This window comes from Sphingobium sp. (assembly GCF_049304695.1).
In the GTDB taxonomy this organism is placed as follows: Bacteria; Pseudomonadota; Alphaproteobacteria; order Sphingomonadales; family Sphingomonadaceae; genus Sphingobium.
The window spans coordinates 1-13480 of sequence record NZ_JBAQOK010000081.1 but is presented as its reverse complement, the minus strand read 5'-3'; the positions used below and the strand labels follow the sequence as shown (position 1 = coordinate 13480).

Sequence of the window (13480 nt, the reverse complement as noted above, 5' to 3'; positions counted from 1 at the left end):
CGATCCATGGCGCTCCGGCCCTGCCAAGAGACGCATCGCACCGGACGGAGAGGGTGATGCGTACACGATTGAAGAATATCCGCTGGGAAGCCGAAGGGATCAACAGCTACATCCTCGAACCCATCGACGGCGGACTGATGCCGGCCTTCGATCCGGGCGCTCATGTCGATGTGCAGCTATCGCCGGGCCTGGCGCGCAGCTATTCGCTGGTCAACGACCCTGCCATTCGCGGCTATTATGAGATCGCCGTCCATCATGCGATCGACGGTCGCGGCGGATCGCGCCACATCCATGAAAAATGGCAGGTCGGCCAGGTTCTCGAAATCTCTGACCCCAAGAATAATTTCCCGATGGTGGATGACGCCAGCCACACGGTGATGATCGGCGGCGGGATCGGCATCACGCCGATGCTGCCGATGATCGCACGCCTTGAAAAATTGGGGAAAAGCTGGGAACTCCATTATGTCGCCGCTTCCCCGGAACGCGCCGCCTATGTCGATCGGCTGTCCGATTATGCGCAGGTCGAAATCGCCTATGACGGCATCCCCGGTGGCCGCCGCCTCGACCTCAAGGCCATCTGCGCCGCCGCGCCTGCCGACGCCCATCTCTATTGCTGCGGGCCGGGCGGCATGCTCGACGCGTTCGTCGCCATCAATTGCGACCGCCCCAAAGGCCACGCCCATATCGAATATTTCTCGGCTGAAACCGAAATGGCGACCGAGGGCGGCTACACGCTGGAACTGGCGAAGAGCGGCAAGACCATTGCCGTTGAGGAAGGCGAGACCATGCTCGATGCTTTGCTTGGCGCGGGCGTCGATGTCGGCTTCGCCTGTTCGGAGGGGATTTGCGGCACCTGCGAGGTCAAGGTGCTGGACGGAATCCCCGACCATCGCGATCATTTCCTCAGCGACGACGATAAGGCGGCAAACAGATCGATTATGGTTTGCTGCTCGGGATCGAAAACGGCGAACCTGGTTCTCGATATTTGATTGCGACATTCCGGTTTTCCAATGTCACACCGGCAAATGAATGAAGCGGCCGCAAACGGTCCAAGGGTAAGGAGAAGGTCTTGGCGGTCGCCACGGTAGAAGCCAGCAGCAGGCCTGCGGGATCAGGGGGCATGCTGGACGACATACCCATGTCGTCCTTCCAGATCTGGTCGGTGCTGATGATCGCTGCGACCGTCATTCTCGACGGCCTCGACAATCAGATGCTCGGCCTCGCCGCGCCATCTCTGCTCAAGGAATGGGACATATCCCGCGAAGCACTCGGATCCGTCTTCGCCCTGGGATTCGTCGGCATGACCATCGGCACGCTGACATCGGGCTGGGTCGGGGACCGATTCGGCCGACGCGGCGCGCTTATCATCGGCGTCGCCATCTTTGGCGTTGCGACCCTGCTTACCGGCTTTTCCAACGCGCTGTGGCAGGTCGCAGCGCTCAAGACGCTGGCTGGCGTGGGTCTTGGCGGCGTCCCCGGCACCGCAAGCGCCATGATCGCGGAGTTCACCCCCGTCCGCTGGCGCAGCGTCGCCGTCACCTTCGGCGTAGTGTGTGTGTCGATCGGCGGGATATTGGGCGGGGTCGCCGCCGCGCTGATCCTGCCGGATCTGGGCTGGCGCTGGCTTTTCTATATCGGCGGCACGGTGACGATGATCTTTGTCGTCTGGCTCTGGTCGGTCCTGCCCGAATCCCCCCGATACCTCGCCGAACGGCCCGATCGCGCCGCTGAACTGGACCGCATATTGCGTCGCATCGGCCATCCCGACCCTGCCTCCGTCGCACATGTGCCACGCGCCGAGGGGGAAGCGCCCCGCTACGAACCGATGCGCAACCTGTTCGGCACGGCCCTGCTCCGCGATACACTGGCGCTGTCGGTGGCGATGTTCTCCGGCATGTTCATGATCTACCTCATGTTCAACTGGGCGCCGACCATGCTGACCAGCGCAGGCTTTGGCCTGCAAACCGCCAGTCTCGGCCTTACCAGCTTCAACATTGGCGGCACCATCGGCGCGATGATTGCGTCGCTGGCTATCATCCGCTTCGGATCGCGCCCGGTGCTGATCCTGATGGCGGTCGTCGGGGCGGCGGTCTGCGCCACGCTTGCGCTGCTCCCCATTAGTGGGGCGCGGAACGAAGGGGCCGTCCTTGCCTGCCTCGGCGCGCTCGGCCTCTTCGCCAGCGCCGCGCAATCGGCCATGTTTGCCGTCGGCGCGCACGCCTTTCCCACTGGCCTGCGCGCCCGTGGCCTTGGCATGATGGGTGCGGCGGGTCGCGTCGGCGCGATTGTCAGCGCCATCGCGGGCGCGATCCTGATCGACTGGGGCAATTTCGGCTTCTTTGGCGCGCTCGCTGTCCTGATGTTGGTCAATGCTTTGGGCTTCATCGCCGTGCGGGGCCATGTGCCCGCGCTCAATGCCAAGGATGCGCTATGATGGACGCTTTCGACTATATCGTGATCGGCTCCGGATCGGCGGGCAGCCTGATGGCCAACCGCCTGTCCGTCGATCCTGCCAACCGCGTCGCCCTGATCGAAGCCGGACCGTCCGACAGAAAATGGCCAGTGAACCTGAAAACCGCCATGCCGGTGGGCAATATCTTCCTTCTCCCGCATGAGAAGTACAACTGGAAACAGTCGCTCGTCGGTAATGAAGCGGTCAATAACCGCCGGATCAATTTCCCGCGCGGCAAGCTGCTGGGCGGATGCAGCGCCATCAATGGCGGCGTCTATATTCGCGGGCAGAAGTCGGATTATGACGCATGGGCAGACGCTGGCAATGATGGCTGGGCCTATGAGGATGTCCTGCCCGCCTTCAAAGCGGTGGAGAATTACGCTGGTCCCGACAAGCCGTGGCATGGCAAAGGCGGCGAACTGGACGTGGAGAAGCCCAAAAGCTGGAACCCCATCAGCAGCGCTATCGTCGATGCGGCCGAGCAAGCCGGCCATCAACGCAATGATGATTTCGCCGGCGAGCGCCAGGGCGGTTTCGGCCGTTATGACCTCAACCAACGCAACGGCACCCGCCTGTCGAGCGCCCGCGCTTTCCTGCATCCCGCCCTCAAGCGCGCCAACCTTACCGTTCTTGACGAGACCATGGTCCGCCGCATCCTCTTCGATCGAGGCCATGCCATAGGGTTGGAAATCGAGAAGGACGGCGCGCGCAGCACGGTTGCCGCAAAGCGGGAGATCATCCTCTGCGCCGGTGCGACGAACTCGCCGCAACTGCTGATGCTGTCGGGCATAGGCCCGCAGGACCATTTGCGCGGGATGGGCGTCGATGTCGTCCACCATCTCCCCGGCGTCGGCCAACATCTTCAGGACCACCCCACCGTTCATGTCGCGATGGAAAATCCCACGGCTGAATCTTACGCCATTTCGGCCAAGGTGCTGCCCCGCATCCTCGCCAGCCCCACCACATATCTTTTGAAGCGTGAGGGCATGCTGGCATCCAACGTTGCAGAGGCAGGCGGCTTCCTCTGCACCGACGGCAGCGGGCGCCCTGACATCCAGATCACCTTTCTTGCCGGACTGAAGCTCGACGCCCGCTCGGTTCCCCGCCGTCACGGCTATATGGGCCTGATCCAGTTGCTGCGGCCCAAAAGCGCCGGTTCGGTCCGGCTCGCCAGCAACAGACCCGAAGACAAGCCCGTCATCGATCCCAATTTCTTTGCCGATCCCTATGACATGAAGACGCTGATCGCCGGGTTCCGCGCGTGCCGTCATATCTTTGCCCAGCCAGCGCTCGCTGCCATGACCGGAGCGGAGATTGAACCGGGCATCCAGCATCAAAGCGACGCGGAGATAGACACCGCCCTGCGCAAGATCGTCAACACCGCCTATCACCCGACCGGCACTTGCAAGATGGGACCGGATAGCGACCCCATGGCTGTGGTCGATCGCCGTCTGCGCGTGCGCGGTGTGTCGGGCCTGCGTGTCGTCGACGCGTCAGTCATGCCTGAAATCATCAGCGGCAACACCTCTGCCCCGACCATGATGATCGCCGAGCGCGCCGCTCGCTTCATCCTGGAAGACGCCGTCACATCAAATATCGCCGCCTGATCGCGGCCCGGAGAACTTCTATGAACATGATGACCATCCCCCCCCGCCCCGCGTTGCTCGATACGCCAGAACAGGACATGCTGATCGGCGGCCAACGCGTCCCAGCGCTGTCGGGCAAGCGGTTCGAGACACGCAATCCCGCTACCGGCGAACTGCTCGCCACCATTGCGCAGGGCGGCGCGGAAGATGTGGATCGCGCCGTCAAGGCCGCTCGCGCCGCGTTCGAAGGACCATGGCGTCGCATGAAACCGGTCGATCGCCAACGCATCATGCTCCGCCTCGCCGATCTTGTGGAAGACCATTTTGAAGAGCTGGCGATGCTCGATACGCTCGACCTCGGCGCGCCCTACAGCCGCACTATCATGGGGAAGGCACGCGCCAGCGCGCTGCTGCGCTATTATGCCGGGCAAGCGATGCTGATCACCGGCGACACGATCGACAATAATGCGCCCGGCGACATTCTCTCCCAGACCCTCAAGGAGCCAATCGGCGTCGTTGCGGCGATCAATCCATGGAACGGTCCAATCGGCATGTCGGTGTGGAAAGCCGGCCCGGTCCTTGCCACTGGTTGTACCCTTGTCATGAAGCCTGCCGAACAGACGCCCCTTTCCGCGCTCCGTTTCGGCGAACTCTGCCTGGAAGCGGGCGTGCCCGAAGGCGTCATCAACATCGTCACTGGCCTGGGTGACGCGGGCGCCGCGCTTTCCAGCCACCCGGACGTCGATAAGATCGCCTTCACCGGCTCCACCGGCGTCGGTGAAAAAATCCTCCACGCCGCCGCCCCGACGATGAAGCGCGTCACCGTCGAACTGGGCGGAAAGTCGCCCAACATCGTCTTCGCCGACGCCGATCTCGACAAGGCCGTCCCCGCCGCCGCCATGGCCGTGTTCGCCAATGCCGGGCAGATTTGCAGCGCAGGCACCCGCCTGTTCGTTCAATCCGCGATCCATGACGAATTTATGGGGCGCCTTGCTGCGTTCACGAAGACGATCAAGGTGGGCGATCCGCTGGATCCAACGACCCAGATGGGACCGGTAGTGTCTGCGCTGCAGATGGATAAGATCCTCGCCTTCATCGACGGTGCCAGCATGCAAGGCGCCCGTCCCTTGACCGGCGGCAACCGCATGCGCGGTGCGGGCTATGACGCGGGCTATTTCATCGAGCCGACCATTTTCACCCATGTCGCCGATGACATGACGATCGCGCGGGAAGAGATTTTCGGCCCTGTCCTCTCCGCCTTCACCTTCGACACGGTGGATGAAGTGCTGGCCCGAGCCAACGCAACCGAATTTGGCCTGGGCAGCGGTGTATGGACCCGCGACCTTGCCACTGCACACCGCATGGCGCGCGGAATCCGTGCCGGGTCGGTCTGGATCAACTGCTACCAGATGCTCGACCCCGCCGTTCCCTTCGGCGGCTATAAGATGAGCGGTTTTGGACGCGAATCCGGTCCGCACCATATCGAGGATTATCTGGAGACCAAGGCGGTCTGGATCAATCTGGACTGACGTGCGCGCCATGCACCAGACCAGCCGCAACGGCGTTACAATATATTGCGCAAACTGATAGCCGGACAGGCCATTCGCCTCCCTATCTGCCGATCGGCTGAAGAGCCGCATAGCTGCTTTGCAGGCCGCCAACCGACAATAGCATCACACCCAGCCGGACTCCCGCAAATCGGGCGGCGCACCTTCGATCCGTTCGCCCTTTGCCGCCTCGCTGAGCATTTCAAGAAAGCGCCGCTGCGTTGCGGTGGGGCGCCAGCTTCGGCGCGTGGTAATTCCCACCACGCGCTTGCTGCCCTCAAGCGGCGGACCGATTTGCGTCAATAGCCCGCTGCGGATCTGCAATGCCACCTGATCGGGCGACAGCAGGGTCAGAAAATTGCCTTCCGTCAACAGCCGCCCAATAATCATCACCGACCCGCATTCGACCGGGGTAGCAGGCAACTTCCCATCGCCGAACAATTTCTCCCATTGCTCGCGCAGCGGCGAATTGGCCGGCGCGACGATCCAGGGATAGGAGGCCAGCTGGTCCATCGTTGGTTTTGCCACCGCTGCAAGTGGATGCTGGCTTCCCGCTGCAATCACCAGCCGATCCTCGGACAGCGGCAATTGATACAGGTCGGCAATCTCATAGGGACGCAGCGCACCGACGATCATGTCAATCACGCCGTCGCGCAATGGTTCCACCAGTTCACGCCAACTGCCCTCCAGCACTTTGAATGCCGCGCGCGGGTCGCTCCGCGCCATCCTCGCCATCGCGGCCGGAACGAGATAGGGGCGTGCCAATGGGAGAGCCCCAAAGGAGATCACCTCGCTGCCGCTGCCGCTATCCAGCCCCATGTCGGCGAGCGCCGCGACAATCTCCGCGACCGCCAGCCTCGTCCCACGAGCCAAGCGCTTGCCTGCCGGATTGAGCCATACCGCGCGCCCGCGCCGCTCGACCAGCCTCCCGCCGATCATTTGCTCCAGGTCGCCGACGGCGCGATGCACCGCTGTCTGCGACAGCGTGCTGCCATGCGCGGCTGCGGAAAAACTTCCCGCCTCCGCCAGCGCCAGAAAGGCGCGCAGCTGTGTCATCGTCATCAACCGCTCAGGATATTGGAATACGCCCGACAGCCCTTTAGCCGCCTGCGACAGGTGATCAAGCGCCGCACGTGCGCGCTCGATCACGATTTCGCCCATGGGCGTCGGCACCATCCCCCCCGAACGCCGCTCGAAAAAAGTATAGCCAAACTGCCGCTCCAGCTTGGCCAGCCCCTGCGTCAACGCGGGCTGAGACAGGCTCACCACGTCTGCGGCAGCCGTAATGCTCCCATGTTCGCGAATGGCCAGCAACGCGCGCAAATGGCGTAGATTGAGGTCGAACGGATCGGTCGCCATACCGCTTACTCTTGTTACCCTGCGTCCGCGCGCTCTTGCGCTGTCGGGCCGCCCCATCCCTAATGGACATCTGCCCCAAAGGACAGCCGCCGCTCTGGACTTATTCAGTAAAATGCAATGGACGGACCATTGATTTATTGGTAGGACCATTGATGGAAAGGCGCGACAATCGGCGCATCGGACCCGAACCGTAAGGAGGCTGCCCCGTGGACTTTGAACTGCCCGACGACATCAAAGAATTTTGCGACGTCACCCGCGACATAGTTCGCGACCTGCTGCCGCACGAAATCGAATTTCAGGCGACTGGCAAAGTCCCGCCGATCGTGCGCAAGACATTGATCGACAATGGCTATTTCGGCATGGCGTTGCCCGAACAATATGGCGGCCTGGGCCTAGGCGCACTGGCGCAGGCGGCCGTGCAGATCGAACTTGCGCGCCTTCCCCCGCAATTCTGGACCGAACTGCGCCCGCTGATGGGGCCGGGCGCCAAAAATATTATGTATCACGCTTCGGAAACGCAGCGCGAGGCGTTGCTGCCGGGCATGGCGACCGGCGAAATCCCGATCGCCTTTGCGCTAACCGAGCCGAACAGCGGTTCCGATCCGGGTTCCATGCGAACCACAGCAACCCGCAACGCCGACGGCTGGGTCATCAACGGGTCAAAAACCTATATTTCCAACGGCAAGAACGCGAAATATGTGATCGTCTATGCCTATACGGACAAGAGCGCAGGGCCGCGCGGCGGCATTTCCGCGTTCCTGATGCCGGCTGACACGCCCGGCTTTGCCGTTACCGGCACGATCGAACTCATGGGCACCGCGACGCCGGGCGTTTACGAACTGACCTTCGACGAATGCCAGGTCAGCCCCGACGCGTTGATCGGCGAACTCGGCCGGGGTTTTCATTACGCGCTCGAAGGGCTGAACGAGGGCCGCATGAATGTCGGCGCGACGGCGGTTGGCATGGGCGAATATGCGCTGGAACTTGCGATTGAGGAATCCAAACAGCGTCCAGCCTTCGGAGGCGTGATCTCCGATTTTCAGGCGATCCGCCACTATATCGCGACGATGGCGACCGACATGCGCGCCGCCCGCTTGATCCTGTTCGACGCTTGCTGGCGCTACGATCAGGGCGAAAAGCGCCGCGACCTTGCCTCCATGGCAAAGCTATTCGCTACCGAAGCGGGCAGCCGCACAGTCGATACGGCGGTCCAGATTTTTGGCGGGTCAGGCTATTGCCGTGGCTTCGCTATCGAACGCCTTTATCGCGATATCCGCATCACCCGCATCTATGAAGGGTCATCGGAAATCCAGAAGAACACGATCGCGCGCGAACTGCTGCGATAAAGGTGGGGCGGGATGCGTCCAGGCATTCCGCCCCCTCATCTCCATGAAATATATTGTGCCGGGACGGTAATTCCCGAACACTCCCGCCATCGTTTCAACGCCGGGCAAGGAGACAGGCGATGCGCGTGATGGTGCTGGTGAAGGCGACCGAAGACAGCGAGAAAGGCTATCAGCCCTCGCCCGAAACGGATGCGATGATGACCGCGATGGGCCGCTTCAATGACGCATTGCGCGATGCCGGCATATTGGTGATGGCCGACGGCCTCACCCCGTCCTCACAGGGCAAGCGCGTCGCCTTCGACGGCACCGACCGCACCGTCATCGACGGCCCCTTCCCCCAGCCGCGCGAACTGCTCGCGGGGTTCTGGCTCTGGGAGGTCAGGGACATGGAAGAGGCGGTTGACTGGGTGAAACGCTGCCCCAATCCCATGCCGGGGCCGAGCGAGATCGAGATCCGGCCCTTCCACGAACTAGAATGAAGGTCTGCTCATCTCGCCTGTCACAGCAGGTCGCCGCGCTTGCGCAGATCAGTGACCACAGTCTCGCTGACACCCAGTTGAGCCAGGATATCCGCGCCCTCCTCACCCAGTCGGGCGACATGATCGCGCGCCTCTGCCCGCGATCCGCTCATGCGGAACGGCGGGTTGGGCACCTTGAAGGCACCCGCCCCGTCGCTAATCTCCGCAAAGGCGCCGCGCGCCGCAAGTTGCGGATCATCCAGCAATTCACCGATCTCGCGATAGCGCCCGCATGGCACGCCATGTTGCGATAGCACAGTTTCAGCCTCCTCTGCGCTACGCTCCAGCGTCCATTCTTCGGTGAGCGCCAGCAAGGTCGCCCAGTTGGCGTTGCGGTCAGCATTGGTCAGAAAACGCGGATCGTCGCGCCACTCGGGATGGCCGACCGCTTCCGACAATTGCTCAAAATTGCGCGGCGATGTCGGCGCCACCATTATGAAACCATCCCTGGTCTTGAGCGGGGTATAAAGCGGCCGCCGCGCGTCGCCGGGAAACTGCGCCTCCTGCGTCTCGAACACGAGCATGCCGACCATCGCTTCCAGCATGGACAGGTCGATATGCTGGCCCACTCCCGTCTTTTCGCGCTGGTAAAGCGCCGCCTGGATCGCGCCGAAGGCATGGGTGCCGCCCAGCACGTCGGCGATGAAGACGCCGCTGGTCGCGGGCCTGTCCGCGCCGTCCTGATAGCGTAGATTGACCATGTCGAAGCCGCTGGCCGCATGAATCACCGGCGCATAAGCGGGAAACAGGGCCTTCGGCCCGGTCTGGCCATAACCTGAGATCGAACAGTAGATGAGCCGCGGATTGAATTGGTGCAGCGCGGCGAAATCCAGCCCGAACCGCGCCATGACGCCCGGCCGGAAATTCTCCACCAGCACGTCGCAAGTCGCCACCAGTTGCTTGATGAGGGCGATAATCTCAGGCGATTTAAGATTGCAGGCGATGCTCTGCTTGCCAGCATTGAGATTGCCAAAATAGGCGCTGAAACCGTCGCGTTGGGGCGGACGCGCGCGGACCTGATCGCCTTCCAGCGATTCCACCTTGATGACATCGGCGCCCAGGTCGGCCAGCATTCGCGTCGCAAAGGGTCCGGCCATGACGCTTGTGAAATCCAACACCCTAACGCCATCCAGCGCGCCGATCGTCACCGTCTTGCCGTCTTCCGCCATATCCTCACCTGCCTGTAGAACTAAATATTCAATGGTCCTACCTATTGCATGGCGAGATATGGCGGTCAATCGCTACACCCGTCCGTCTCGCTGTTTCAAAAGCCAGGTCGGCCTTTCACCACCTTGCTGTTCTTGCGCACATGGCGATGCACCCGCTCCAGATGCTTACGCATTTCCGCCACCGCCGCCTCGCTGTCCTTCGCCCGCAATTGCCGCACCAGCCGGAATCGGGATTCGATCAGCGACTGCTGCAATGTCTCATAATCTGGCCCCTGCACGAATTCGTGCAGGATCGACGACAAGGAATCGACGAAAATGCCGAATATTCGATTCTTCGTCGCCCTCGCCAGCACGCCATAATATTCTGCCGCGCATTGATAGCGCGCCTCGACGCTGGTTTCCCGCTTGGTTCGCTCAGCGATCGCCTCCAGGTCGGCAAGGTCCATTTCGGTCGCGCGCTCGCATGCCAGCCGCACAATGATGTCCTGCAGGGCTAGCCGCGCCTCGGTCAGTTCATTCAGTGAGATATTGCCCAAATGGACATAATCCTGCATCGCCTGAACGATCCGGTCGGGTTCTGCGGTCTGAACGAATGCCCCGCCCTTTGCCCCCTTCACGTTGCGAATGATCCCTGCCACCTCCAGGCTGCGCAGCGCCTCGCGCAGCGCGCTGCGGCTTACCTGGAACTCGACCGCCAGTTCGCGCTCCGCCGGCAGTTTATCCCCGGCCTTGAGCGTTCCCGCCGACAGTTGCTCGCGGATTTGCTCGCAGATAATCTCGAACGCGCGCCGCGTCTTGATGGGCGCGAAGCTGGGCTTTGCAGAAGAGGTAGATGCCATAGGGTGCGCTCCGGAATAGACCGGAAAATCTATAGCCGCCGTAACCAAAGGTGCAATGGCCGGACCGAGCGGGATGGACAGCGTATGTCAAAATATCAATGGTCGGGCCATTACCGCAACAAAGGAGGAAATGAATATCCCCGTGCCCGTGAAGCGGGTGATTGATTACAATGTAAAGCCGCGCATGAAGGAAAAGGGCGTCGCAACCGAAGTGATCGCCGTGTCCATCGGTCCAGTCATTGCGCCAGAAATCCGTGCAGGAGCGAATAGTCTGCGGGCCTCTAAGGGCAGCTGCCCACTCACGCGGAGAAAATGCAGGAAAATGCGGCGGATGGCCGTTACGAAAAATTGTCCACGCTACGGCTTTGAAATCAAAAGCGCCGCAATTGCGCCGTTTCAACCGGGATATGGCTGAACTCTCTGTCAGTCAGTGACCGGGTGGCGGAGCGGCAGGGATTAATAACCGTCAATAAAAACGGCGAAAATCCAAACTCTTCTTACACATTACCTGAGGCTTTACCACACCAGTTCCCACAAGCGCCTCTGCTGATCATAAAACCACCAGCTTGATGGCATAATGACGGATGATCTTGGACGTGTCTAGACACTTTTACTCGCACATGATTGGCGGTTGGTGAATGTCCCGTTCGGAGCCGGGATGCGGGAACAGCTGCTGTTCTTGCGGTGTCCCCTCGCGACCAACTTACGCTATTCAGAGCACCGGGCGCGAGCGGCAGCTCTGGATAAAAACCGCCGTTATCGCCTCAATGGCCAATGGCGAGGAGCCAATTGCTGACCTAGAGCACCGTGCTTTTAATCTGCAACATACCCGGCATGTTTGAGGTAATTCCAACATTCGTCTGGTGAGTATAGTTGGCAGATTGATCCGACGGCCTGCCACAGGGCCTCGATGGTTCGGGCTTTGGCCTTGCGGAGGTGTGCCTTGAGCTTGGCGAAGGCCATTTCGATGGGATTGAGGTCGGGGCTGTAGGGCGGCAGGAACAGGATCCACGCCCCGCGTTCCTTGAGGATTGCGGCGGCTTTCTCGCTCTTGTGGCTGGAGAGATTGTCGAGGATGACCATGTCGCCTTTCTTCAATGTCGGGGCGAGCTGGGTTTCGACCCAGGCCTCGAAGATCTGGCGGTTCATCGGGCGGTCGATCACCCAGGGTGCGGTGAGCCCGTCGTGACGCAGGGCAGCAATGAAGGTCTGGGTGCCCCAGTGACCGAACGGCGCCTTCATCTTGAGCCGTTGGCCCTTGCGGGCCCGACCGCGCAGGCGGGTCATCTTGGTGGTGGTTCCGGTCTCGTCGATAAATACCAGCCTTTCCGGGCGCTTGTTCATCCACGGCTGGCGATGGACCGTCCATATCCGACGACTGTGCACGATGTCAGCGCGATCGGTTTCGCTCGCCAGCAGCGTTTTTTTTAGAGCATCGTGCGAAAAAGTGGGAACCGGTTTTTCGCTTAAAACGATGCGACAACAAACAATTAGAGCGGACAGCATGATTCAGAAATCATGCTGTCCGCTCTAACGGTAAAACCGTGCCGGATCAGCAACCGCGACAGCGAGGCCGGGTGTGCCTTCACCCCGCGCTCGGCCAGCAACCGCGCCGCCAACTCCGGCATGGTGATGTCGCCGTCGGCGTCCACCCAGCCCACCAAAACGTCGATATGCGCAGCCAGCAAACCGCTCCCCGCCGGGCGACCCTGCCGCGCAGGGGCCAACGATCCCGTCTGCGCTTTGCGCTGCGCCAGGCGAACCGCCGTCGCCGCGCTCACTCCAAAGCGCCGCGCTGCCGCTCGACACAATTGTCCGCGCTCGATCGCGCCAACGATCCGAACTCGAAGATCAACCGAACTGCTCTTGCCCATGATACACCTCCAAGGAGGGTGAATCACAAATCAAGCGTCAAGGGAATCTGGAGGGTTCAATCTGGAGGGTTCTGTGAGGTCGCACGGCGCAACGCTGGCGTCGTGGTGCGGCGCGACCTCATTGAAGCCGGATTGAACGAGCCCGCTGACGCGCTCGCGAGCTATGGGATTAGTGCCGCGCCTCTGGTTGCGGGCGACCGGTCTGGGATGATCCGATATCACTGTGCTGGTGAGTACGATGCCGTATTGGCGGCATAGGTCGAGGTAATCGACGCGCCAAACGGATATTTGCGCGGACTTTGGGACGGCGCTGCTGTCCGGCGAGCGGAATTGCAAGATGGCAGACATGGGGGATCGTCAGCGCAGATGTCACGCCGCTGCCAAGTCGAATGTTCGATCGAGGTCCTGCGGTCATGACGTATCGGGCCACGGTCGCGACAGCCCGTTGCGCCATCGCGGCAGCGTGGCGGTGACGCGCAGAATGCCGCCACAGCATGGGCACTGGGTTGGATCAAAGTGCGGGAGCAGCCTGGTGGGCTCGCTGACCTCGGCCGCGGCGGTCGCAATCGGCTCCGTCGGGATCAGGATCTGCCGTATGGTGGCGAGCCGTGCCCGGCGGCAGCCGTTAGCGAGGAACCCATAGTGGCGAATGCGATGAAAGCCGTCTGGCAGGCTGTGGATGAGGAAGCGACGAATGAACTCGTGCGGATGAAGCGACATCTGCCTGGGCGCGTTGCCACGCCGGTAATCACGCCAGCGGAAGGTTACCTTGGTCTCGTCAGCGCTGACG

10 protein-coding genes and 2 pseudogenes are annotated in these 13480 nt (G+C 61.7%); 7 read left to right on the top strand and 5 right to left on the bottom strand.

Annotated features, from left to right (window positions below):
• Positions 1-56: 56 nt before the first annotated feature.
• From WA070_RS14885 to WA070_RS14870, 4 genes are all read left to right on the top strand, one after another.
• Complete coding sequence (locus WA070_RS14885) at positions 57-989, top strand: PDR/VanB family oxidoreductase (protein WP_422634707.1); 933 nt, start codon at positions 57-59, stop codon at positions 987-989.
• An 80-nt stretch (positions 990-1069) separates the two neighbouring features.
• The gene (locus tag WA070_RS14880; RefSeq protein WP_422634706.1) at positions 1070-2434 is read left to right on the top strand and encodes an MFS transporter; all 1365 of its coding nucleotides are present in this window, start codon (positions 1070-1072) and stop codon (positions 2432-2434) included.
• Complete coding sequence (locus WA070_RS14875) at positions 2431-4059, top strand: GMC family oxidoreductase (RefSeq protein WP_422634705.1); 1629 nt, start codon at positions 2431-2433, stop codon at positions 4057-4059. Before WA070_RS14880 ends, WA070_RS14875 begins: the two co-directional genes overlap by 4 nt.
• A gap of 20 nt (positions 4060-4079) precedes the next feature.
• Complete coding sequence (locus WA070_RS14870) at positions 4080-5567, top strand: aldehyde dehydrogenase family protein (protein WP_422634704.1); 1488 nt, start codon at positions 4080-4082, stop codon at positions 5565-5567.
• Positions 5568-5711: 144 nt separating this feature from the next.
• Here the strand turns inward: WA070_RS14870 and WA070_RS14865 are convergent, their stop codons facing one another.
• The gene (locus WA070_RS14865; protein ID WP_422634703.1) at positions 5712-6944 is read right to left on the bottom strand and encodes a LysR family transcriptional regulator; all 1233 of its coding nucleotides are present in this window, start codon (positions 6942-6944) and stop codon (positions 5712-5714) included.
• A 206-nt stretch (positions 6945-7150) separates the two neighbouring features.
• On the opposite strand from WA070_RS14865, the gene WA070_RS14860 reads away from it, so the two are divergent.
• On the top strand, positions 7151-8290 hold the full coding sequence (locus WA070_RS14860; protein WP_422634702.1) for an acyl-CoA dehydrogenase family protein: 1140 nt from the start codon (positions 7151-7153) through the stop codon (positions 8288-8290).
• Positions 8291-8409: 119 nt separating this feature from the next.
• Positions 8410-8769, top strand: a complete 360-nt coding sequence (locus tag WA070_RS14855) for a YciI family protein (protein WP_422634701.1) — start codon at positions 8410-8412, stop codon at positions 8767-8769.
• 20 nt (positions 8770-8789) lie between these two features.
• Here WA070_RS14855 and WA070_RS14850 read toward each other — a convergent pair whose 3' ends face one another.
• A complete protein-coding gene (locus WA070_RS14850) occupies positions 8790-9977 on the bottom strand; it encodes a CaiB/BaiF CoA transferase family protein (protein WP_422634700.1) in 1188 nt (395 codons plus the stop codon).
• 95 nt (positions 9978-10072) lie between these two features.
• Positions 10073-10816: a FadR/GntR family transcriptional regulator gene (locus WA070_RS14845; RefSeq protein WP_422634699.1), complete on the bottom strand. Its 744-nt coding sequence runs from the start codon at positions 10814-10816 to the stop codon at positions 10073-10075.
• Positions 10817-10946: 130 nt separating this feature from the next.
• Here WA070_RS14845 and WA070_RS14840 point away from each other — a divergent pair.
• Positions 10947-11066: pseudogene (locus WA070_RS14840) on the top strand (electron transfer flavoprotein subunit beta/FixA family protein); the annotation flags it as partial.
• Positions 11067-11629: 563 nt separating this feature from the next.
• Here the strand turns inward: WA070_RS14840 and WA070_RS14835 are convergent.
• Positions 11630-12690: pseudogene (locus WA070_RS14835) on the bottom strand (IS630 family transposase).
• 411 nt (positions 12691-13101) lie between these two features.
• Positions 13102-13480: transposase (locus WA070_RS14830; RefSeq protein ID WP_422634698.1), on the bottom strand; the 379-nt coding region annotated here is incomplete at its 5' end.